General features: G+C 69.0%; 20 protein-coding genes and 3 pseudogenes. 11 read left to right on the plus strand and 12 right to left on the minus strand.

Translation table 11 applies throughout. From position 1 onward, the window contains the following. The first annotated feature begins 10 nt into the window (after positions 1-10). Positions 11-946: an MBL fold metallo-hydrolase gene (locus tag ACIGXM_RS03445; RefSeq protein ID WP_396556329.1), complete on the plus strand. Its 936-nt coding sequence runs from the start codon at positions 11-13 to the stop codon at positions 944-946. A 783-nt stretch (positions 947-1729) separates the two neighbouring features. Here the strand turns inward: ACIGXM_RS03445 and ACIGXM_RS03450 are convergent. Both ACIGXM_RS03450 and ACIGXM_RS03455 read right to left on the minus strand, forming a co-directional pair. Further along, complete coding sequence (locus ACIGXM_RS03450; RefSeq protein WP_396556331.1) at positions 1730-2521, minus strand: hypothetical protein; 792 nt, start codon at positions 2519-2521, stop codon at positions 1730-1732. Then, on the minus strand, positions 2518-3150 hold the full coding sequence (locus tag ACIGXM_RS03455) for an RNA polymerase sigma factor (protein ID WP_396556333.1): 633 nt from the start codon (positions 3148-3150) through the stop codon (positions 2518-2520). Before ACIGXM_RS03455 ends, ACIGXM_RS03450 begins: the two co-directional genes overlap by 4 nt. A gap of 141 nt (positions 3151-3291) precedes the next feature. Between ACIGXM_RS03455 and ACIGXM_RS03460 the strand changes: the two are divergent. After that, positions 3292-4182: pseudogene (locus tag ACIGXM_RS03460) on the plus strand (hypothetical protein); the annotation flags it as partial. A gap of 109 nt (positions 4183-4291) precedes the next feature. Here ACIGXM_RS03460 and ACIGXM_RS03465 read toward each other — a convergent pair. Together ACIGXM_RS03465 and ACIGXM_RS03470 are read right to left on the minus strand one after the other, a co-directional pair. After that, positions 4292-4753, minus strand: a complete 462-nt coding sequence (locus ACIGXM_RS03465; protein ID WP_396556335.1) for a hypothetical protein — start codon at positions 4751-4753, stop codon at positions 4292-4294. A gap of 924 nt (positions 4754-5677) precedes the next feature. Next, the gene (locus ACIGXM_RS03470; protein WP_396556337.1) at positions 5678-6175 is read right to left on the minus strand and encodes a hypothetical protein; all 498 of its coding nucleotides are present in this window, start codon (positions 6173-6175) and stop codon (positions 5678-5680) included. 138 nt (positions 6176-6313) lie between these two features. Between ACIGXM_RS03470 and ACIGXM_RS03475 the strand changes: the two genes are divergently transcribed. Both ACIGXM_RS03475 and ACIGXM_RS03480 read left to right on the plus strand, forming a co-directional pair. Further along, positions 6314-6568, plus strand: coding sequence for a hypothetical protein (locus tag ACIGXM_RS03475; protein ID WP_396556339.1), 255 nt, complete (start codon positions 6314-6316; stop codon positions 6566-6568). 163 nt (positions 6569-6731) lie between these two features. Further along, positions 6732-6892 (plus strand): annotated as a pseudogene (locus ACIGXM_RS03480) (tetratricopeptide repeat protein); the annotation flags it as partial. 625 nt (positions 6893-7517) lie between these two features. On the opposite strand, the gene ACIGXM_RS03485 reads toward ACIGXM_RS03480, so the two are convergent. The 7 genes from ACIGXM_RS03485 to ACIGXM_RS03515 all read right to left on the minus strand — a co-directional run bounded on the left by ACIGXM_RS03485 (position 7518) and on the right by ACIGXM_RS03515 (position 11422). Continuing rightward, entirely contained in the window at positions 7518-7718 is a 201-nt protein-coding gene (locus ACIGXM_RS03485) for a hypothetical protein (RefSeq protein ID WP_396556341.1), read from the minus strand. Between the two features lie 207 nt (positions 7719-7925). After that, positions 7926-8534 carry an IS3 family transposase gene (locus ACIGXM_RS03490; protein ID WP_396556343.1) on the minus strand — a complete coding sequence of 203 codons (609 nt, stop codon included), beginning with the start codon at positions 8532-8534 and terminating at the stop codon, positions 7926-7928. A 39-nt stretch (positions 8535-8573) separates the two neighbouring features. Next, positions 8574-8798 carry a hypothetical protein gene (locus ACIGXM_RS03495; RefSeq protein ID WP_396556345.1) on the minus strand — a complete coding sequence of 75 codons (225 nt, stop codon included), beginning with the start codon at positions 8796-8798 and terminating at the stop codon, positions 8574-8576. Then, on the minus strand, positions 8795-9103 hold the full coding sequence (locus tag ACIGXM_RS03500; protein ID WP_396556347.1) for a transposase: 309 nt from the start codon (positions 9101-9103) through the stop codon (positions 8795-8797). Before ACIGXM_RS03500 ends, ACIGXM_RS03495 begins: the two co-directional genes overlap by 4 nt. 72 nt (positions 9104-9175) lie before the next feature. Beyond that, complete coding sequence (locus ACIGXM_RS03505) at positions 9176-9421, minus strand: hypothetical protein (RefSeq protein WP_396556349.1); 246 nt, start codon at positions 9419-9421, stop codon at positions 9176-9178. 817 nt (positions 9422-10238) lie between these two features. Further along, complete coding sequence (locus ACIGXM_RS03510) at positions 10239-10565, minus strand: hypothetical protein (protein WP_396556351.1); 327 nt, start codon at positions 10563-10565, stop codon at positions 10239-10241. A 533-nt stretch (positions 10566-11098) separates the two neighbouring features. Beyond that, positions 11099-11422, minus strand: coding sequence for a hypothetical protein (locus tag ACIGXM_RS03515; RefSeq protein ID WP_396556353.1), 324 nt, complete (start codon positions 11420-11422; stop codon positions 11099-11101). Positions 11423-11701: 279 nt separating this feature from the next. On the opposite strand from ACIGXM_RS03515, the gene ACIGXM_RS03520 reads away from it, so the two are divergent. Continuing rightward, positions 11702-12646: a hypothetical protein gene (locus ACIGXM_RS03520; protein WP_396556355.1), complete on the plus strand. Its 945-nt coding sequence runs from the start codon at positions 11702-11704 to the stop codon at positions 12644-12646. 24 nt (positions 12647-12670) lie between these two features. After that, positions 12671-12946 carry a hypothetical protein gene (locus ACIGXM_RS03525; protein ID WP_396556357.1) on the plus strand — a complete coding sequence of 92 codons (276 nt, stop codon included), beginning with the start codon at positions 12671-12673 and terminating at the stop codon, positions 12944-12946. 425 nt (positions 12947-13371) lie between these two features. On the opposite strand, the gene ACIGXM_RS03530 is transcribed toward ACIGXM_RS03525, so the two are convergent. Continuing rightward, complete coding sequence (locus tag ACIGXM_RS03530; protein ID WP_396556359.1) at positions 13372-14127, minus strand: GntR family transcriptional regulator; 756 nt, start codon at positions 14125-14127, stop codon at positions 13372-13374. Between the two features lie 506 nt (positions 14128-14633). Between ACIGXM_RS03530 and ACIGXM_RS03535 the strand changes: the two are divergent. The 5 genes and pseudogenes from ACIGXM_RS03535 to ACIGXM_RS03555 form a co-directional block, all read left to right on the plus strand. Continuing rightward, positions 14634-14822, plus strand: a pseudogene (locus tag ACIGXM_RS03535) (GntR family transcriptional regulator); the annotation flags it as partial. A 322-nt stretch (positions 14823-15144) separates the two neighbouring features. Further along, the gene (locus ACIGXM_RS03540) at positions 15145-15363 is read left to right on the plus strand and encodes a UTRA domain-containing protein (RefSeq protein WP_396557362.1); all 219 of its coding nucleotides are present in this window, start codon (positions 15145-15147) and stop codon (positions 15361-15363) included. Continuing rightward, positions 15360-15797, plus strand: coding sequence for an ATP-binding protein (locus tag ACIGXM_RS03545; protein WP_396556361.1), 438 nt, complete (start codon positions 15360-15362; stop codon positions 15795-15797). The genes ACIGXM_RS03540 and ACIGXM_RS03545 overlap by 4 nt, the downstream gene beginning before the upstream one ends. Then, positions 15794-16126: a hypothetical protein gene (locus ACIGXM_RS03550; RefSeq protein WP_396556363.1), complete on the plus strand. Its 333-nt coding sequence runs from the start codon at positions 15794-15796 to the stop codon at positions 16124-16126. Before ACIGXM_RS03545 ends, ACIGXM_RS03550 begins: the two co-directional genes overlap by 4 nt. Positions 16127-16636: 510 nt before the next feature. Next, complete coding sequence (locus tag ACIGXM_RS03555; RefSeq protein ID WP_396556365.1) at positions 16637-21619, plus strand: RICIN domain-containing protein; 4983 nt, start codon at positions 16637-16639, stop codon at positions 21617-21619. Positions 21620-21622: the final 3 nt, after the last annotated feature.

Consider the following 21622-nt stretch of genomic DNA (forward strand, 5'->3'; position numbering starts at 1 on the left):
GGACCCACCGATGAACACCGGCACGCCCCGCCAGACCGCACCCGCCATCGCCACTCCGGCATGGAACCTCGGCGACATCGCCGTACGCCGCGTCGACGAGATCGAACTGCCACCGCAGACCGGGCCATGGCTGCTGCCCCAGGCCACCAAGGAGGTGCTGGACGAAGCGTCCTGGCTGCGCCCCGACTTCGCCGACGCCGACGTGCCCCGCCTGGCGAGCCACAGCTTCGCGGTGGAGGCGGGCGGCCTGCGGATCGTCGTCGACACCGGCATCGGCAACGCCAAGACCCGCGCCAACCCGGCCTGGCACGGTCTCGACACCGACTTCCTGGAGCGCCTGACGGCGGCGGGCTTCCCGCCCGAGTCCGTGGACCTGGTGATCACCACCCACCTGCACACCGACCACGTCGGCTGGAACACCCGCCTCGTCGACGACGAGTGGGCTCCGACGTTCCCCAACGCCCGCTACCTCACCAGCCGCACCGAATGGGACCACTGGGCCGCCACCGAGTTGGACGAGGCCCGCAGCCAGATGTTCCGCGACTCCGTCCACCCCGTTCGCGACAACGGACAGTACGACCTCGTCGACGTGCCCGAGCACGGGCGCGAAGTGGCCCCGGGCATCCTTCTGGTCCCGGCACCGGGCCACACCCCGGGGCAGGTCGCCGTGGAACTGCGCGGCAGCGAACGCCGGGCGCTGATCACCGGCGACAGCATCCACCACCCCGTGCAGCTGTCCCATCCCCACGTGACCAGCTGCGTCGACATCGACCCCGCCCAGGCGCTCCGCACCCGGAGCCACCTGCTCGACGACCTCGCCGACACCGACGCCCTGCTCCTGGGCACCCACTTCCCGCGGCCCACCGCCGGCACCGTCCGCCGGGAGAACGGACGCTACCGCCTGCTCGCCGAACACGGCACCGAGGTTCCGCCCACCTCGGCCTGAAGGCCGTCCCCCGCCCCCACCGGCACGAGCCGTCGCGGGAACCCGCGGCGGGGCACCACGTGACTCACCCCCACAGCACGACGGAGCGTCGCCGTCGGGTGGGGTCCGTCCGCCGGCATCGCGGTGGGGTGGGGTGGCGTGTCCGAGCCCCTACTCGTTGTCGATGCGCCATCAGTCACGAAGTGGGAACACCCCTCCCCTCGCCCGCTCAGCAGCGAGCAGCCGCCCCTGGCAATCACCGGCCTGCTTGCCGGGATCGACCCAAGGCACCCCGTGCAGGCGCTGTGAGCAGTAGCCCTCCGGTCCAGCGGGTCCAGCGCCCGGAGCGTACCCATTTTCCTGCTGACTGCTCGTCATCTACAATCGGGCAGCTTCGCGGCCCCCGGAGGTTCCGGGTACGCCCTTGGGTGTCCGGTCGAGGAGGGGACCACCCGCGGCCCGAGCACGATCACCACGGCGGAGCCGCACCCGTGCGCAGGCCCCGGCCCCCTCCGAGGAGGGCCGGGGTTTGGGGCGGAGCCCCATGGCTCGGCATGCTGCGACTCAACCCGGACGTCACCGACTTCCTCCAGCAGCACGCGAGGTGAGGCCGCACTGACATCGTCGCCGCAGACGCCCGCGCCGACGCCACGATCACGAATCGACACGCCACCGCCGACAACTTGCGCTCCGAGGGCGCAACTGCGTCCACGACGTCCCCAGACACCGCCGGGGAACTACGCCGAGCGAGTCAGCCGGGCACGGTGCTCGGCCTCGCGCGATGGAGCCACTGGCCACCCTGGCCTACCTGGGGAACAGCGAGTCCCCGGTCACGGTGCGGGTGGTGCCGTCGGCGAGGGTGAGGGTCACCGAGTCGGGCACGCCACCGTTGTCGTGGTCAGAGCCGGGCCACCAGGCGATCCAGCGGCCGTTGTCCAGGGTGACCTCGAAGGTTCGCCCGGCGTCCTTCATGGTGACCGCCTTGACGTCGGCCCCGACGAGACCCTCGGCGTAGTTGAACGTGGCCGAGCCGCTGCCGTGGGAGCCACCCGTGTCGTAGGTGATCACATCGTGCGCGACGGGCTTCACAGCACCGATCGACATCGACAGACCGCTGTTCTTCGAGGCGACGTAGCAGAGCATGACGGTGCCGCCGCGGGCGACCACCATGGAGGTGACCTTGCCGCGGAGGTCCGCGTTGGTGATCGTGACGGGCCCGCCGGCGTCCGGCATCCCGTTCAAGCACCACTTCAGGGTGGTGGCGCCCGGGCCCGTCGAGGTGTCCACGGGGGTGGGGTTGCTGGTCCAGCTGGAGAGCTCGGCGGAGCTCAGCGGCCCGCTGTTCGCCCGATCGTGCAGTGTCACGCCCACCACGGCCGCGCCCGCGGCGAGGGCGCCAGCGAGCGTGAAGGCCAGCCGCCGCTGGAAGCGCGGCCTGGTGGGCGAGGTGGCGGGGGTGTCGAGGTCGATCCGGCGCATCAGGCGCTCCCGATGTAGGGCATGGCGTCCTGGCGGGAGGTCGCGCTCGGCCGGCAGGGGCAGTTGCCCGAGCGGTTCGGCGCGCTCGACCGGATCCGGCCGCTGGTCGGCGTTCACTGGTGTGCCTCCTTGGGGGACAGGGCCGCGGTCGCGGGCCCACTCTTCATCTGGTGCGGGGCGCGGCCGAGTTCCCCTTTTTTCTGGGGGGCTCGGCGGGCGGCCGCCTCGGTGAGGCGGTGCAGCTTGGCCCGGGCGCGTGAGAGCCGTGAGCGGACGGTGCCCACCGGTACGCCGAGGGCCTCGGCGGCCTCCTGGTAGTCCAGGCCGGCCCACACGCACAGGGCCAGCACCTCGCGGTCCGGGCGCCGCAGCCGCGCCAACGCGTCCTGCAGGGCGGCGATCCGCGCCGCGTCGTCGATCCGCCCGGCCGCCTCCTCCGCGAAGTCGGGGACGCCCTCGGGCACGGGCGGCAGTTGGGCCATCACGTGCCGGTGTCGCCGGGCGGCCCGGCGCTGGTTGCTGACCAGGTTGGTGGCGATGCCCAGCAGCCAGGGCCGCAGTGACCCGCCCTCGGCGTTGACGCGACCGTGCTGACGCCATGCTTCCAGGAACGTCAGCGACATCACGTCCTCCGCTGTCGACCAGTCCCCGGTGAGCCGGTACGCATGGTTGTACACCGCGTGCGCGTACCCGTCGAAGAGCTGCCCGAACGCGTCCCGGTCACCGGCCCGCACCCGAGTTCGCATGTCTGGATCTGAATAGTCCACGCCCACTATCTGGTGCGACGACTCAAACCAGTTCCCATGACCCACATCACATGGCCCTGGCGCTCGCCGTCTGCCCGGTCGCTCGTGTGGTCTGTTCTTCGTCGTGCGGCGGGGCGAGCCGGCCGCCGCCGGAGCGGGGCGAAGGTGATCCGCTCGCTGCCCCGGCCCCGGGACATCTGCCCCGAGTCGAAGGTCACCAACGAACTCGCCGACAAGAAGTCCCTGCGGCTGCACCCGATCGTCATCGGCGGTGGACGAGTGCCAGAAATGGTTCGAACACCCGGTGTACGGGCGGGAGTTGGAGGAGATCTGCACTGACCTGGTCAAGCGCGGCCCGGCGACCGGCATCGTGATCCTCCTGGCCACCCAGCGCCCGGACGCCAAGTCGCTCCCGACCGGGATCAGCGCCAACGCCTCCGTCCGGCTGTGCCTGAAGGTCATGGGCCAGCTGGAGAACGACATGGTGCTCGGCACCAGCTCCTACAGAACGGCATCCGCGCAACGACCTTCGCGTGGGCCGACAAGGGCATCGCCCACTTCGTCGGCGAGGGTGCGGACGCCCGGATCGTACGGGCGGTGAACATCGACGCACCCACGGCCGAGACCATCGCCACCCGAGCCCGCGCAGTGCGGGAGAAGGCCGGGCTGCTCACCGGCCACGCCGCCGGCAAGGACAACGACGCGCAGCCGGGCCCGTCCTACGACCTGCTCGCCGACATCCTCGCGGTCGCCCCGGCCACCGAGGCCAAGGTGTGGTCGGAGACCGTCGTCGCCCGGCTGACGGAGCTACGGCCGGAGGTCTACGACGCCTGGGCCCCCGACCAGTTGAGCGCATCCGTGCGGCCCTACGGCATCAGCACCGGCCAGGTCTGGGGCCCCGGCCGACCACATGCGCGCCGACCTGGTCATCGACGCGCTGCACGCGGCCGGACGCACCCGCGGCAGCCTGGCCGAGGCCATTCCGCACACCGACCACGGCGGTCCTCTGCCCGTGGCGATCCGCGTCGCTGAAATTCACCCGGGGGGAGCTGCACGCTTGGCGCCGCGGTGGGCCGGCTCGACGAGTTACCAGTCGCCGGCCGGCCCGACCGGGCGGTCAGGGCTCACCCTCGCGGGCGGATCACACTGAGGCGCAGATCGCGTAGACCGTGACAGTGCCGCCTGCGGACACGGCCACGCCGCTCACGTACCAACCGTCATAAAGCGGGGTGGGGCCCTCCGCGGTGAGCGGGAGGGCGACGGTGACGCCGTTGGTCGTGTAGCCCCCGCCGAGGACCCGCTTGCCTGGCGAGCACTGTGCGACGGCCGCGAACGAGCCGACGAGGGGAACGCCCGTCATAGCGGTCCGCACCTCGTAGCCGATCGAGACGGTGCCGTCCCCTTCCGAGCCGCCGCCGTGGTTGTGCCCGCCGTAGCGACCATCACTCGAGGAGTAGTCCTCCACGTACTCCGTGTAGTCGCGGTGGGAGGACGCGTGCGCCTTGTGGTGGTGGTCCGTCGCCGCGGCGGCGCTGCCGATGCCGCAGGCGGACATGGCCAGAGCGGCCGTCAGGATCGCTGTGAAACGCCTGGTCTGTCTCAAAGTGATGCTCCTTCATCTGACTCCAGAGAGGCCGGGATCCGACCCGCCCTAACATTCCCTGGGCGCCATCCTCCCTAATACGACTGAAGGTATTTATGACCGGAACAGCCCATCCGAGAATGCACCGGTACCGCTCGACATCGACGACGAGGCAGTTAAAAGCTCGCCGAAATTCCCCAGTTCAGGCCCAGGAGCAAACCGGGCCGCCCACCCTGGTTCCCCAATGCGCCCCGACACCCGCGCTCATGACTGCACGTCAGTCCAGAGGGTCGCGGTTCCGACACCTTGGACAGCACCTGTTGCGAAGCCGTGCGGGGCCAGAGGACACTCTGCAGCCACTTCAGGCCATCGGGGCCCGGCAAGGCAATCAGGTGTATCCGATTCACTCGAAGCGGTCAACTTTCGGGCCCGCTTATTCACGATGAGCCCATGGGACAGATAGGCAGGTAATCAGGCTTCCCAACAATCATGGGAGTAAGTATGCGATCTCGCATCACTGGTCTGGCTGTGTCCGGACTGGCGTCTTTCGCTCTGGCCGCAGGCGCTGCGAATACGGCTCAAGCCGCACCCGCGCCCGAACTGGGCGCAACAACCAATACTGTGGAGGGCCTGGGCGGTTCCTGGCTCGACGGCTTCCCACAGGCCGCCGTGCCGGACGCGGAAGCCCAGGGCGACGTGGTCTCGGCCGACCAGTACAGCTCCCACCCGAGCCGGCTTCCCCGTCCCGCACAGCGGCCGGACGACCGCCGTGAGGTATCCGGCGACACTTCACCGCTGCAAGCCGGTGCCCGGGACACATCGGTTCCCGAGATCGGTGCGGGCGGCCAGACGGCCGGGGCTCCGGACGCGGGCTCGCTCGCGAAGACAGATTCGGTGGCCGCCAGCCCGAACATGCCGGGTAGCGGCGCCACAGCTGCCCCGGAGTCAACTGCGGGAGCGGTGGGCCCTGGCGGACAGCCGGAGCGGCCCACAGCGCCCGAGTCGAAGGCCCCGGCGAATGGTGCCAGCGACGGGCCCGGGGCCAGTGACCACGGCGGCCAGCTCGACGAGCGTGACCACATCGGAATGCCGAGCGAACCCCACCACGACGACCACGGCGGCCAACTCGACGAGCGTGACCACATCGGAATGCCGAGCGAACCCCACCACGACGATCACGGCGGCCAGCCGGATGAGCGTGACCACATCGGAATGCCGAGTGGACCCCACCACGACGATCACGGCGGCCAGCCGGATGAGTGGCAACACAGTTACCACTTTGTGTGGCACCACGACGGCCCCCCGGGTAGCCACGCCAGCGAGCCCGGAAGCGGCCAGGGTCAGACCAACGCAGGTCAGCAGGTGGTGGTGAAGCCGGTACAGGACGCACATGTCCAGGTTGAGATCAACGTCGAGAAGCAACAGCAGGGAGTACCCGATCACACTGCGGCACATGGCTCGAAGTCGCCGCAGGGTCCTCACGGGGGGCATGAGACGAGTGCGGCAAGGCCATCCTCCGATCACGTCGGCGGAGGTGAGTGGAGACATCCGCACGGCGGCGTCCACACGGGCGGTGGTGGCATGGCCGCACGCACGCCCTCCTCACCGGGTACGGGTCACGGGCTCGACGGCGCCTTCACCCGAAGTGGCGGGAAGAGCGACCACGTGAAGGACCCGGGGGATGTCGCGCAATCACCCGCCGACACCCACACGGTCGCGAGCGGTTTCAGCGCCTCCGGGATCGACCTGGCCAACGGCACGGCCCTGCTCCTGGGCGGAGTCACCCTCGGTGCTATCGCGCTACGCCGCAGATCGGTGGCGCAGAGCGCGAACTGATCACGCGCCCAGCCTCCGGCTTCGCGCTGTTCGCTGGCCACCGCAGGCGTCAGCCCACGAAGCTCCCCCAGGTGCCCACCCCGACAATGCCGGAACAGCAGCCCCCTCCCCGAACTTCAGGGCACAGGGAAGGGGGCTGCGTCCCACGGTGCCCGTCTGCCCGGCCCCAGCGGCCGGCACCGTCGTCAGCCGCACCGCCCGTTCCCTCACCGATCTCGGCGACCACGCAGGCACCCAGCGGCAGCACAGGGCCGCGCTGATCCGCTGGGATCCGGGAGGTACAAGCGGGCCCACGCCCTCACCTATGCCGACCTTGGCGACACCCATGGCGTTGCACGGCTACCTGAGCACTAGGCCCAGCGTCTCCCTCGATTCCTGGAAAGGCTGAGCGGGACGAACCCTCGCCACATTCGGCGGAGCGCGTCCACAGCCCGTTGCGACGCCGGCTGGGAGCTGCCGGTCTGAGATTTCCGCTCAACCGTGCCAGATCCGTGCCAGAAGAGACGGACAACCCCGGTCAACAACGGTCAGTGGCGGATCACGGCCGAGCCCGGAAAAGCAGGCGGCCCCTGACCGTTCTAGCTGGTCAGGGGCCGTTCTCTGGCGGAGAGCGTGGGATTCGAACCCACGGTACGGGGTCACCGCACGACAGTTTTCAAGAACGAAGCCGCCCACGCACTCAAAGCGGCCCTGACCTCAGGAAACGGTCAGAACCGAGCCCCAGCTAGTCACCCCGGCCCCGAGCTGGCCCCGGCCCACCTCACGGCTGCCCTGCAGACCTACGTTGACCACTGGGGGACGCCCGCGCTCTACCCCTGCTTTACAAGAATTGCTATCTGACGACCCGTCTGGCCTGGGCGTCTGCGACGTGGCGCGGCTACTGGACGCTTGCCTCGTAGGCGCCGTGGGTTCGTCACGCACCACTCGATCTGGCACGGATATGGCACGCTCAGATCGGCCGGAAGTGCTCTGGCAGCACCCCGGGCGGCAGTGCCCGGGTGAGCAGTACGTAGGCCATGCCGTCCGGCGTGTCAGCCTTCCAGTTCTCCCACTGATCAAGCTCGTGCGACAGGAACCGCCGCAACAGTTGGCGGAGCTGCTCCCACTCGGTCTCGCTCAACGGCCCGTCTGCCGCTGCCTCGTGCCCCATACCCGAACCGTATCGCGCCGGCACAACGGAGTCAGGTGGCTTCTTCGTCCCGAAGCCGCTCAGGGACGCACCCGATATCGGGGGCGAGCGCCGCTGACCTACACAGACAGTCCCCGAGCGTCTGTGGTTATCCGCCGAAGTGCAGGGCCGTTGTAGCGCAGTTAGACTGAGCTTGCTCCGCTTTGACGGACACCGTGGTTGTGGTGGTCAGGCCGCCAGGGTGGTCTCGTACTCGGCGGGACTGCGGTAGCCGAGACTGCTGTGCAGCCTGCGTATGTTGTACCAGCCTTCGATCCACTCGAAGATCGCGGTGCGGGTGCTTGCCCGGGTCGACAAGGGCCTGTCCTCGAACAGCTCCCGCTTCAACGTTGCGAAGAAGGACTCGGCGAGCGCGTTGTCCCAACACTGGCCGGTCCGACCGACCGACAGCCGGACATCCAACTCATCTGCAAGATCTGCGAGTTCGCGGCTGGTGTATTGACAGCCGCGATCCGAGCGAAAGATCACCGGGCCGTCGGGCCGACGGTTGCGGCAGGCGGCCCGCATTGCCTCGGCGACGAGTTCGGTCCGAAGGTGGTCGGCGGTGGCCCAGCCGACGACGCGCCGCGAGGCGATGTCGATGACGGTGGCCAGGTAGAGCCAGCCCTCCGCGGTCGGGATGTAGGTGATGTCACCGCACCAGCGCGTATCCACGGCCTGCGGATCGGGCTGGAAGTCCCGCAGGACCAGGTCCGGCCGCAGGCCGGCGTGCGGGTCCGCGACCGTGGTGCGCCGGGCCCGCCTGCGGTGCCGGCCCTGGAGGCCGGCCTGGCGCATGAGCCGTGCGACCCGTCGGCGTCCGCACCGCTCGCCGTTCTACTGGAGCGCGGCATGGATGCGCGGTGCCCCGTAGCTGCCCTGCGAGGTCCCGTGGACCTCGGCGATCTTCCCGGTCAGGTCCGCGTCGCGCACCGCACGGGGTCCCGGGGCGGCGGTGCGGCGGGCGTAGAAGGCGGCACGGGAGACCTGCAGCAGTTCACAAGCGCGCTTGACGTTGTGGCCGCCCTGCTTCTCCGCCTCGATGAACGGGTGCACCGTCACCGGGTCTCCTTCGCGAAGAAAGCCGTGGCACGGCGGAGGATGTCCACATCCTCCCGAAGGCGCCGGTTCTCCTGCCGCAGCCGGGCCAACTCCTCGCGTTCGCGACTGGTCAGGCCCTCCCGTTCACCCGCATCAACCTCGGCCAGCCTGACCCAGTCGCGCACCGCGGTCTCGGTCAGCTCGAAGTCCTTGGCCACCTGGCCGACCGAGCGATCCCCGCGCCGACACAGCTCGACGATCTCGGCCTTGAACTCCGGCGTGAACGAGCGGCGAGGACGCGGCTTCTTCTTCCCCATGCTCTCCATGATGGACATCATCCTTCTGGGGCCGAAGCCCCGGATCTCAGGTGTCCGTCAAAGTGAAGCAAGCCCAGACACTCAGGCCTGGGCGGCCTGATCTGCGGCCGATGCGATGTCGGCCCATGAGTCAACTACGGGCACCCCGGCTTCGAGCATCTTCGTGATAACCAAGTGGGACAACTCTTCATCGCAGATCAGCTGAGCCATCGGCGGGTCACCCTTCTGCATCGGCATGTAGGCCCCGCTGCTGAGCTTCCACAACACGAACTTATCGCGCTCGGTCGTCCACATGGCTTCGTGTCCGCTGAGGTCGGACTTCGGCATGGTGCACCTCTTGGACGACGCTACCGCGCGATGGTGGCAACCATCGCGCAATTACCGCTGGCCAACCGCCTCCGGAGGACGGCAGGCGCCCACCTGGGCTGGCCTGGCCGCATGCCACCTGGGCTGCCTGCCATCAGTTGGGCCGTGGGTCCCCGCTCTTCCCCTTGGCTCGCTGCTCAGTCGGGCACGGATGGGGCACGACGGCAAGAGCCCGTAGAGTCCCGGCATGGAACTCCTTAGCGGACCACCGTCACTCTGGCACGTCGTGCTGCCGAGTGGGGCCGTGATCGAGCTGTGGGCAGACGGCTACAGCTCCGAAGCAGGCGAGTACGTATTCAGTACGCTCGTTCGAGCAACCCTCGGGGAACAGAGCGAGCTGGATGTAGTCGGCCAGACGCCAGCTGACCGGGCCCGCGTACTCGCGGCTGTCGCCCGTCTGCCGCGCGGAGAGGTCGCCTCCTTGCACACAGCCTCAGTGCGGGCACGCGAATCTCGCTGCGTCTGCACGGGCTTGTGAGGTGACCACGCGGGCGGTGGAGCGGTTTTGGCCGGCGTCCTGCCTGGTCAGCGACCGGCGCCTGCGGGCGCGCTTCGCTCGGTTCTCCGCCGTAGGGTCAGCCGGGCAGGACGGTCAGCCACGTGATGAAGGAGCGCGGAAAGGACCGTCAAGGCCCGGGTCCGGCGGCAGCCGGACTTTCGCGATCGGCGCAGTACAGGTCAACCTGTTGCCCTCGCGCAGCCGACAACGGCGGCCGACCCGGGCGGCGGTAGCGGCACGGACAGCCAGTCCGCCGGAGGCCCACAGACGGCCCGGCCTCTACTCCCCTGACGGCGGGGTCCAGTTCATTCCGTCCTTCTCCAGCGACGTCAGGATCCACTCCCGGCCAGCTGGCCCGGCAACCTTCCAGGTCCACTCCATGGGGCGACGCCGGTCGCGCCAGTGCCACCAACGACGCGTCCGGAAGGGAACGACTGGCATGTTGTGGCACAGATCGGCGAGCCACGCGATGCACGCGACAAAGTCGTCGTCGGGCCACCCGGTCAACGGCTTGCGTCGTCGCGCCATGGCCCGGATCTCAAGCATCGCCAAGCCGCGAAGGTGCCTGCCTGCTGTCCAGTCATCGACCTTGTGCTTGCCGCTCACGGCCCGTCTCCCTGGTTCCGGTACTCCCTGCGGCACGGTACCGCGCGGGCGGTGCAGCGGTTTTGGCCGTGTCCTGCCTAGCCTCATCCCCCGCGGGCCCACCGGCCGCCGCCGGGAGCGGGGCGAAGACAGGAGCGACGGCGAGCGGCCGGGCGGGGCCGCGCCGCGCGGATGCGCGGCGCCTTGAACACGTGGGGAAGGTCTCAACACGTAGGCCACACGTTGCAGGACTCACGTGGGCGATTGTTCTTCTCCTGGCAGGACCGGACCAGAGTGTGACGGCGTCGCTTTGGTCTTCACAGCCGTACCGCTCTCGCTTCGAGGAGGGGGAAGCAGGAGGTCCCGCTCCGGGTGCTGTTCGCCTGTGACGGTCCCCCGCACGCCGAGGTCTGGCCGAGCTGCTTCGTGGAACTCGTTGATCGCACGGAACACGGCCCGGTTCCGGTCGCGCCACCTGTCCAGGGTGCCCTGGACCTTGCCGCTGGCCTGCCAGTCGACTTCGAGCGATACCACGTTGAGCCGGTGGGCCGCTTCTACAACCTCGTCACCGCCGAGCAGCATGATCCGCTCGAAGGCCCGCGCTCCCATCCAGCGTCCAACAGCTCCCGGCGCAGGTCTTCTTCGTTCTTGCTGCTGGGGTGGATGCCCTCCCTGCGCTCGTACAGCCGCACGGCGAGGAAGACGCTCGACCTGATCTTGTCGATGTAGCCCTCGTAAGCGTGGAGCTTCTTGTCGTCCCACCGGGTCAGCAGCTCGTGTTGCTTGCGCATCCGCTCCATCGAGTGGTTGGTGAAGTGTGACGTCAACGCCCCCAGCAGCACGGCACCGATCGTCACCAGTTGCTCGGCGGCCCCCAACTCGACTCCCAGGACATGAAGTTATCTTGATGGCCTGAGGATAGAGGCTGGCCGGTCAGGTGTCCCGCAAACCTTTGCCCCCGCCGGCACCAAGGGGCTGCTGTTAGCCGGCGCCGACGTCGGCTGCGGCGCCGTACCGGCTCTGACAGTGAGTTGGGTGAACGGCTGGTTACCGAAAATCGAACACCGGTGATCAAAAAGCGTGTATGTTCGAGGAACTGTCGTCCCCATGGGGGCACGGGGCCCCAGGGGCAACACGGCAGCAAGGGGGATACATCTATGCGCATACGCCACTCCATCACCACCGTCAGTTCGCTGTCGCTGATGCTCGCGTTGGCCGGAACGGTGGGGGCTGCCAGCGCTCAGGCAGCGCAGCCAGCCAGTAACGGTGGTGCTGCTCAGGTCGCCGCTGTGGTTCAGCGGGCCACTGGCACCACGGGCATCGCCCACACGACCGCGGGCGCCGACGGCGCCCAGGCGCAGGTCGCAGGCTCCGGCGGGAACGTAGTCGTCACGGTGCCTTCCACCGCGGGCGGCAAGATCGCGGTGACCGCGCCGAACGGCACTGCTGTCACGCTGTCCATGCCGGCCACCAGCAATACCGCTGGTGTCACCACGAGTACCGGCACCACGGTCTACCCGGATGCCGCGCAGGGCGCTGACCTCGCGGTGCAGGCCACCACAGATGGTGGTGCCCGCGCGCTGGTCACGCTCAAGGACGCGAGTGCCGCCAACGAGCAGCGCTTCAACCTGGGTCTGCCGGCCGGCGTCCGGCTCGTAGCCGCCGGGGGTGGCTACGACTTGGTGCAGAGCGTCGGCGACGGCGGTTCTCTGGTGCTGGGTCACATCGACGCGCCGTGGGCGAAGGACGCCACCGGCAAGTCCCTGGCCACCACCTACCGCCTGGACGGCACCACGCTTGTCCAGACCGTCGAGACGGACAAGAACACTGCCTACCCGGTGGTAGCCGATCCGAAGTGGACCTGGGGTTACATCAGCGGGACCGTGTACTTCAACAAGCACGACACCGGTCACGTCGCGGCTGACTCCGCTTTCGTCGCGGTTGCCTTCGCGGCTGCCCCGCCGCCGTTCGACGTGTACGGAATTCTGAACTCTGCCAACATCTCACGGGTTGCCTGGAACGCTCAGAACGACAACAAGTGCGTGGAGGTCAAGGTCCCGACCTTCCAGGCGTACGAGTACTCTGGCGGGTACTGCAGCTAGCAGGTGGGGAGAGGCGAAGAGGCCATGGAAAGTTTCTCGCACACGATGGTTCCGCCAATTCTGGTCGCGGCGGTGGTCCTGGTCGCGGTCAAGTGGGTTCGGCGCTACAGGACCGGTCAGCCGCTGCCGTTGGTACCCGCATCGGCCGTCGCCCGGGCCGTGGCTCTCGTAGTGGCCGCCCTGGTGGTGGGCGCGGGAGCGGCCACCAGCCAGCCGTGGACGGCGATCGTGCCCGCCATCGCGCTCGGTGGGATTGCTGGTGCGGCGGTGGAGCGAGTGCACCGCGGTTCTCCGCGCTGAGGTGACTATGGGTGTGGCCCGGACAGCTGACTGTCCGGGCCACACCCATGCCCAAATGCACACGCGCTGGAACCCTGTACCTGGCCCAGCAAGTGGGTCCGGCGGACAGGATGGCAGGCTCGGGTGCGATGCCTACTTGGGCACTGGTGTGCCTGCGGCGCCAGCTGTACTGGAGGTGCTGGATGCCGGGCCTGCTCTCGACCCCGGTGCGTCAACTGCGGTGCTCCGAGGCCTGGGGTTGGGCGGCCTGGGTGACGGCTGTCGTCCATCGGTGCCTCGCCCTGATCACCGACTTCGCGCGTTCAACTGAGCGGCCACTGCCCTGATCTTCGTGAATTTTGGATCACGCCACGCCATGCCATGCTGCGAACGACGCTGCTCTTGCTTGAGGAATTGCTGGCGCGTTACGTCCGGCACGAGCCCGCTCAGGAGTTGATCGGGACCTCGTAGACAAGCTCGCAGAGCGAGGCGGGCACGACGATATCCGCCGTCTCCACCGGCCGGCCCTCTGTGCTGAAGTACGTGCGGCGGATGTGGGTGACGAGGGAGCCGCGCTGGATGCCGAGGAGGGAGGCCTCCTCGTCGGTCACATGGCGCGGCTCGGGCTGCTCCACGACATGGCTGACGGTGATGCCGATCTCGGCCATGCGGTTGACCACGCCCGCGCCAGCATGCGGGCCGCCCTCGGGGAGCAGGACAACCGTGCCGGCGGTCAGCGCGTACGGCTCCCAACTCGTTGACAGCTGAACCGGCTTGCCGTTGGCGAAGTACTCGTACGTGGTGCGGACGCAGAGGTCACCTTCGGCGATGCCAATGCGGGTGGCGATCTCCGCGGGGGCGGGAACCTTGGCCTCGGTGTGGCTCTCCCAGCTTCCTCGCTTGCCGAGCCCGGCCATGTCGGCCTGGAACGGCGACGCTCCGCGCTCTTCGCGCGCCTGTGAACGGACCAGGCGCAGGCGCTGCCGCGGCTCGGCGACGTAGGTACCCGAGCCAGCGCGACCTTCGAGGATGCCCTGAGAGATCAACAGTTCCTGTGCCCGGCGCACCACGTTGTCGCCGACGCTGAACTCCTGTGCGAGGTGAGAGCGGGACGGGAGACGGTCACCGGGTGCCCATTGGCCGCTCGCGATGCGCTGCTGAAGTGCATCGACGATGCGGAGGTAGGGAGGTTGCTCGCGCATGTGGAAAATCTAGTCCACCAGGTCTAATCTAGTTAACTAGCTTCGCCCTGAGTGATCCTGTGGCGACAGAGGGGTGTCGTGTGACCTCACCTGAAGCACGGGCTGGTCGCATCGCTGATGGACTCTCAGCCATGGGGTTCAGCCCTCGAGCGAGGGACCACGGCGACCACATCTGCGTGGAAACGGAGGTGCCGGGCTCGACGCCGATCGAGTCGTGGAGAGATGCCTTGGCGCTGTTGGAGTTGGCCGACCGGTTCGGGCACGTCAGCACCGCCTGGTGCGGCCAGATCCTGTGGGCCGCCGTCCGCAAAGATGCCCCCGCGACAGGCGATGCGGTCACCGACGGGGGGCACTGCCATCAGCTGTATGGGAGCTGATCAGCGTGTTCAACACTATCCGCCGTGCAACTGGTCTGAACAGGCCGCTGGCCGACGGGAGTTCCCGCCGAGTCCGGCCCCTCACGCAACTGCCCGCCTCCGAGACCGTCGGGGAGGAGTGAGAAGAGCATGACCGTTCGCTATCTGCAGGTGGCAGACGCCATCCGGCAGCGCATCGCCACGGAACGCATCCCGGCCGGCTCGCAACTGCCGTCGGAGCAGGACCTCGCCGCCGAGTACCGAGTCGGGAAGCCGACTCTGCGCCGGGCCTTGGAGGTCCTGCAGGACGAAGGCCTGGTCGAGAAGATCCACGGGCGGGGCAACTTCATCCGCCAGACGCTCCGGCGCATCACCTACGCCCGCAGTGTGGGAACGGCACCGGCAACGATCACCTATCCCGCGCTCTCCATCGAGGTCACCACCAACGAGGTGGGCGCACTGGGCGAACTCACCTCGCTGCTGCGGGTCCCGGAACGCACGCCGCTGACCGAGTTCGTTTATCTCAGCGAACAAGCCGGCCTTCCGCACAGCCTGGCCCGCGTGTACGTGCTGGGCGTTACTACCATCGAGCTGCCCGAAACGGCCAACTCGCCGTGGGGGGGAGGACATCCGGGATCAACTCATCGCCACCGGCACCGAGATCACGGACGTCGTCGAACACGTCACCACGCGGTTCCCGACCTGGAAGGAGATGGAGCTCCTTCACGTCACCGCCCGGACATCCCTGCTGGCGATTCAGCGCGTCTCCACTGACCGCGCCGGACATGTGGTGGAGGCCGCGCTCCTGGCCCTCCCAGGTGACCGTGCCGAGATCCGCTTCACCACACACGCGCCGTCCCGAACGGAGGTGGCCCGATGACGGATATCCGACCGCGGGAAGCGGCGAGCACGCGCTCCGCAGCGTCCTGGCTGCCGCATCGTCCGGCATCGGTGGGGGCGGCTCGAAAGCTGCTGCGCGGGTTCCTCGGCACCGATGAGGGCGGCGGGCGCTGCCTGGAAACCGGGCTGCTGGTCGTCTCGGAGCTGGTCAGCAATGCCGTCCAGCATGCGCGGGTCCCGCGCGATCGCCTGATCCAGGTCCGGTTCGAACTCACCTCGGGGGTTCTCCGGATCGAGGTGCACGACGCCAGCGATCACCCCCCGAAGGTCCGAACCCCGATGGGCGAGGACGAGTCCGGTCGGGGGCTGTGCCTCGTACGAGAAGTCGCCTCGGGGTGGGGCTTCGGCCCGCGCCTGGGGGTCGGCAAGGTCGTCTGGGCCCTGGTGGCCTCGGAAGGTGGGATCGGATCGTGAGTGCGAACCAGCCAGCGGAGGAAGCGCGCGGGGTGGTCGACATCCCCGTGGTCGTGGAGATCGAGGGCGTGACACCGCCGACCGTGTTCGGCCGACTGTCCGTCTCCATGGACGCGCTGTGGGCGTCCGTGAGGCACCTGCCGCTGGACGACTTCACGATGCTCGCCTATCAGCTGTTCCTGACCGGCCCGCAAGCGGTGGAGAACGTGATCAGGCTGCTGGAATCCGTCGGACCACTGTCCCTGGGGTTCACGCTCTCCGGTGAGACCCGCCAGCTCAAGATCTCCCGGGCCAACTCCACGGCACACCGGGATGGTCGCGCTCCCTGACGCCTTGTCCCGCAGGTCGTACTGCGGCTGGCTGGACGATCGTAGACCTGAGGAAGAGCAGTTCCTCCGGGCCGACACCGGACCGGAGAGTGACCGGGCCACCTCACGTCACAGCGACAGTCACCAAGCCAGTTCTTTGTAGTCCAGCCCGGATGTCCCCGTCAGGGGATGTCCGGGCACTTTCCTTTCCTGGCACGGTAGTTCCTCGCCCCGATCGTCTCCCTCGGTATCCGCCCGACGCCGGCCCCCGTACGGGCAGGCGAGGCCTGCTAGTTTGCCGCAAATCATGCTTTAAGGTGTCGACTTGACGACAGATTTCCTGTTGACCTGAGTGTTTTCTGAGTAAATACTGTGAACTCGTGCCGGCTGGTTGCCTGCCTGGCGCGTTTGGGTCAGACGACCGCCGCCCACGGGGGCCATTGCGGCGGCTTGGTCGACGTATCAGCGTGCAGGTGTCCGGGGGGCGCGTGATTCCGGGGCACCCGCATGCCCTGAACAGGGATTCTGCGTTTGAAAACGAACTCTCCCCCGTCCCGCCGCCGGGCACGGGGCGCTCTGTCACGACTACTGGGCACCACCGCTCTGCTCACCGCCACCGCGCTCCGGGCATCAGCCCTTCCTGCGCTGGCCAACGTTCCCTCCCCGGCCGGCCCCGGTGGCGGGTTCGACCCGGCGGCCGCGGCGCAGCTGCGTCAGGACCAGTGCCTGATGTCGTCCGTGCTGCGCCAGGGCGGCCCGGCGATGAAGCAGGTCGCCGCGACCGCGCTGGACGGCACCGCGGACCAGCTGCACGCCGCCGCGGACACCGACACCCGCTTTCACAGCACTCCACTGCACGACGCGTTCACGGCCGACAGTAAGGCCGTGTCGGCGAAGTCCGACGAGCTGAACCAGCGCCACTTCACCTGGGAGGCACCGCTGGCCAACCTCCCGGCACCGGAAGGCTTCGCGTCGCAGAACGACTTCCGCTGGGCACCTGGGTTCTCAGGGGACCCACACGGGGACTTCTTCGACCAGACGGGTCTGGGCCCCTGGTTGGGCAAGCGCATGTGGACCACGGAAGGTGGCCTCTACCAGGACCACACCCCGCAGGCCGACGACGCGTCGTCGAAGGCGGTCAAGAGCCAGGGCGCCGCGCTCTATCCCCAGTATCCGGACCCCACCCACGACCCGAACTACCTACGCGACGCCAACGAGTACAACGCCTGGCAGTCGCTGGCGGCTTCCTCCGGACTCTCGGCGGACGACACCCGCATCTTCCTGGAGAACGGCGGATTCCCGCGAAGTGCGCCGCAACCGGGCACGGCCGCCTTCCGCGTGGGGGTGGAGGACCTCAAAGCCCGCTTCGCGTCCTGTGACAGCACGAACCCGGACCACGTCGACCCGAACAAGGTCCTCAGCCAGGAGGTTCAGACGGCATCTGCCGAGTGGCAGACCGAGATCGCCTCCCAACAGACCCAGCGAGACGCGATCCTCGCCTCCAGCGCGAAGGCGACCGCCGCCCTGCAGGCCGGTTCGCAGGCACTGGGCGAAGCCATGGCACAGTCGTGGCTGGCCGACCACCTCGGCAGGTGGCAGGCGTACTGGCTGCCGGGTGGCAAGGGTGCTGCGGGCAATGGTCCGGTCGTCTTCCACCTGCACACCGCTTCGGGCAACTGCCTGGACGTGGACGGCAATAACGGCCAGCCGCACGACGGTACGACCGTCCAGGCCTGGGGATGCAACAGCACTGCGGCCCAGCAGTGGCGGCCGTCCCCGACAGGCGCGCTGGTCAACGGGGAGACGAACCTGTGCCTGGACGTGGACGGCACCCAGGGCCCGCAGCACGACGGCACCCGCGTGCAGGTCTGGGACTGCAACGGTTCCGCCTCCCAGCAGTGGCAGTTCGACACCACCAACGGCCTCACCCGCCTGTACAACGTCGGCTCGCAGCTCTGCCTGGACCTGCACACTCCCAACTGGGGCCAGGCCTCGCAGATGTGGGACTGCAACGGCACCGGCGCGCAGCAGTTCGACGCGCAGCAGGACAACACGGGGACGGGTACCGGCACGGACAACCCCTCCTACCCCAAGCAGTCGGACTTCGACGCGGTGAATAACGCGCTCGCCGCGGCGCAGCAGACGGCGAAGGCTCAGTGGCAGGTCACCCAGCAGCAGGCGGCCATCGCCCAGCAGGCGGCGCAGGACACCACCACCGCGCAGCAGCAGGCATGGGCGATCGCGGACGCCGCAGGTCAACCGCGCGGTCGCGGTCTACTGGCCGGCCAGCAGGAGGCCCAGGCCACCCTGGCCTCCGCCGCGGCGCTGACCGCCGTCTCGAAGGCCGCCGAGACCGCGTACGACGCCACCACCGCCTCGGGCTCGGACAGCCAGACCCTGCAAGCCCTCGCTCAGACCCAGACCCATGCGGCGCAGGCCGCCTTCCGCAGCACCGCGGCGCAGGCCGCCGCGGACCAGGCGAAGGCCGCTGCCGACGGCGCGGCGCTCCAGGCGAGGAACGCCGAACAGGCCAACCAGACGGCCCAGGCCGACCTGGTCACCGCCCAAGGCGCCGAACAGACGGCCAAGCAGGCCGCCGACACCGCCCATACCAAGCGCCAGGCGGCCGAAGCTGCCCAGGCCACTGCGGCGGATGCGAAGAACAAGGCCGCCGCCGCGCAGACGAAGGCCGCCGGCGACCGGGCCACCGCCCAGCAGAAGGACGCCGCGGCCACTGCTGCCGCGTCGGCGGCCTCGACCGCCGGAACAGCCGCAGCACAGAAGAAGGACGCCGCCCAGCAGGCCGACCAAGCCGCGCAGCAGGCCCGCGGCAAGGCCTGGGACGCCGAGCAGCAACACAACGTGCTGCAGGCCAAGGCCGACAGCGCGGACGCCTACGCAGCCGCCCAGGCCACAGGCACGGACGCCCAGGCCGCCAAGGACGCGGCCGGCGCCGCGGACAAGGACGCCTCCGACGCCGGCACCGCGGCCGACCAGGCTTCCGCAGCGGCCAAGGACGCCACGGCGGCGGCCCAGACCGCGGACGCGGAGGCGACCCGCGCACAGGGGGCCGCTGCCCAGGCGCAGTCCGCCGCGAGCGATGCCCAGGCCGCCAAGGCCACCGCTGACGCGGCGGTACGCGCTGACGAGTCTGCGGCAGCCGATGCCATGGCCGCCTCCGACCGGGCGTCCACCGACGCGGCGACCGCCCAGAAGGATGCCGCGACCGCCCAGGCCCAGGCCGACACCGCGCGACAGAACGCCATCCAGGCCTGGGCGCAGGCTGGTCAGGCGCAGACTACGGCAGCAACGGCGGCCGGGTATGCCCACTCCACCGCGCAGGCGGCCACGGCAGCCTCGTCGGCGGCCCAGCAGGTCGCCGCCCCGGCCAATGACGCCATCCAGCTCGGCGCGCCGTACCAGGACAGTGACTCCTCAGCAGGTTTGGCGGTGCTGACCGGGCAAGCGTCCAAGACCATCGCCGACCAGCAACAGGCCGTGGCACAGGCCAAGGCCCAGCAGGCGCAGCAGGCTGCGGACCAGGCCGCCTCGCTCGCCAACGCCGCCACCGGCGACGCCCAGGCCGCCGATCTGGCCGCGGCCAATGCCGCCGCCTCGGCCGCCCAGGCCCAGGCCTCCGCCAAGGACGCCCTGGCCTCCGCCGCCCACGCCGCACAAGCGGCGGCGGACGCCCAGGCCTCCCAGGCGCGGGCCATTCAGTACGACACTCAGGCAGCAGCCGATGCAGCCGCCTCCCAAGCAGCGGCCCAGGGCGCGGCCGGTGACGCCACCGACGCCCACAACTCGGCCGTCGCCGCCACCGACGACGCCGGCAAGGCGTGGGCCGCCGCCGGCAGCGCGCAGGCCGCTGCTGCCACTGCCCGTGAGGTCGCCGCCCAGGCTGACAAGGACGCCACCGCGGCGGCTGCGGCAGCCAAGGACGCCGAGGCCCAGGCCGCCGCGGCTCAGCAGTCCGCCGTCAACGCGGAGAAGCTCGCCGCCGCCGACCAGGAAGCCGCCGCCCGTACCGAAGCAGAGAAGGAGGCACTGGCTCAGCAGGCCGCCGCCAACACAGGCGGTGCCACCGGCCTGCCCGGGGTGTTCACCCAGCAGCAGGTCACCCCGATCGGCGATCCCACACCCGACAACGAGTGCAAGCTCACGACCCTCACCAGCTTCTGCGATGTCACCTTCACCCTCCGTTTCAGCGTGAAGGTCGACTTCTACATGCAGTTGCCCGAGCCGACCCAGAGCTCCGACATTCCGGGACCCGCCGCGTCCTACGACATCCTCTGGCTCGGCAGCCAGACCAGCGAGGTGGACCGGAAGTTCACCCAGCGATTCACCGCCGTGCAGATCGTGTGGCAGCTCAGCAAGGCCGTCATCGAAAGTGTGGCGCAGAGCCTCCAGAAGGACAGCGATGAGTGCAGCCGCAGCAACGGCACCTCACCCAGCTGCGTCACCGGCCTGAGCTTCCTTCCCCAGGGCCAAGTCGCCAAGGCCGCCGAAATGGCCCTCGACGTCGACAAGGCCGTTACCACCGGCGTCGACCTGGAGAAGGCCCTCGCCGCCGTCAAGATCGCCGACTTGCAAGGTCCGACACGTGAGGCACTTGAAGAGGAACTGACCGCGGCGGAGCAGGCCTTCGCCAGCTGCAGCGTGAACAGCTTCCCGAGCGATACCCAGGTCCTGCTCGCCGATGGCACGTACAAGGCGATCGGCGCCATCCGCACAGGCGACCAGGTACTGGCGACAGACCCGCAGACCGGCGCCTCACAGGCCGAACCGGTCACCGCCGCGTTCGCCCACAGCACCGAACGTCTGGTGGACATCACTCTCACCGATGGCGGCCAACTGACCAGCACCGCTGGGCACCGGGTGTACGTGGCGCAGCGCGGCTGGACCTACGTCTCGGACCTGCACGCCGGTGATCTGCTGCGCGCAGCGGACGGATCTCCGCACTCCATCAGCGGCCTCCGCAGCCGCGACAGTCTCGCGCCGCAGCAGGTCTACGACCTAACCGTCGACGGCCTGCACACCTTCTACGTGCGCACCGCCGGTGCCCGCCCACAGGACCTGCTGGTCCACAACTGCCTCGACCTGCTGGCTGACGAGGGCGTGAGCGGTGCCCACACCCTCACAGATCACGTCCTCAGCGACGACGATGCGCAGACAAGGGCGGATAAGCTCGGAACAGCGACCGCATGGACCGATAAGGCCACCGCTGTCCGGGCCGTGAACAAGGCGTTCCAGCAATGGGCCAAACGGGGCGGCAACGCGAAGAGGCTTGCGAACTGGCTGACGCAGCAAGCTCAACGACGTGGCGCCTTCGATCCTAGGATTGACCTCTTGCCGATCCAATGGGAGCTGCGAGACGAAGACCAGCTCGGCAAAGTGTTCACGAAGGGTGGTCCCAAGGGCGGCACCCCAACCGGCAAGACAGTGCTGATCTGGCTGAAGTACGTGAAGGGTCACACCGACAGGTACGTCGTCTACACGTCGTACCCGCAGTAAGGG

The organism is Kitasatospora sp. NPDC052896, from assembly GCF_044547075.1.
GTDB lineage: Bacteria > Actinomycetota > Actinomycetes > Streptomycetales > Streptomycetaceae > Kitasatospora.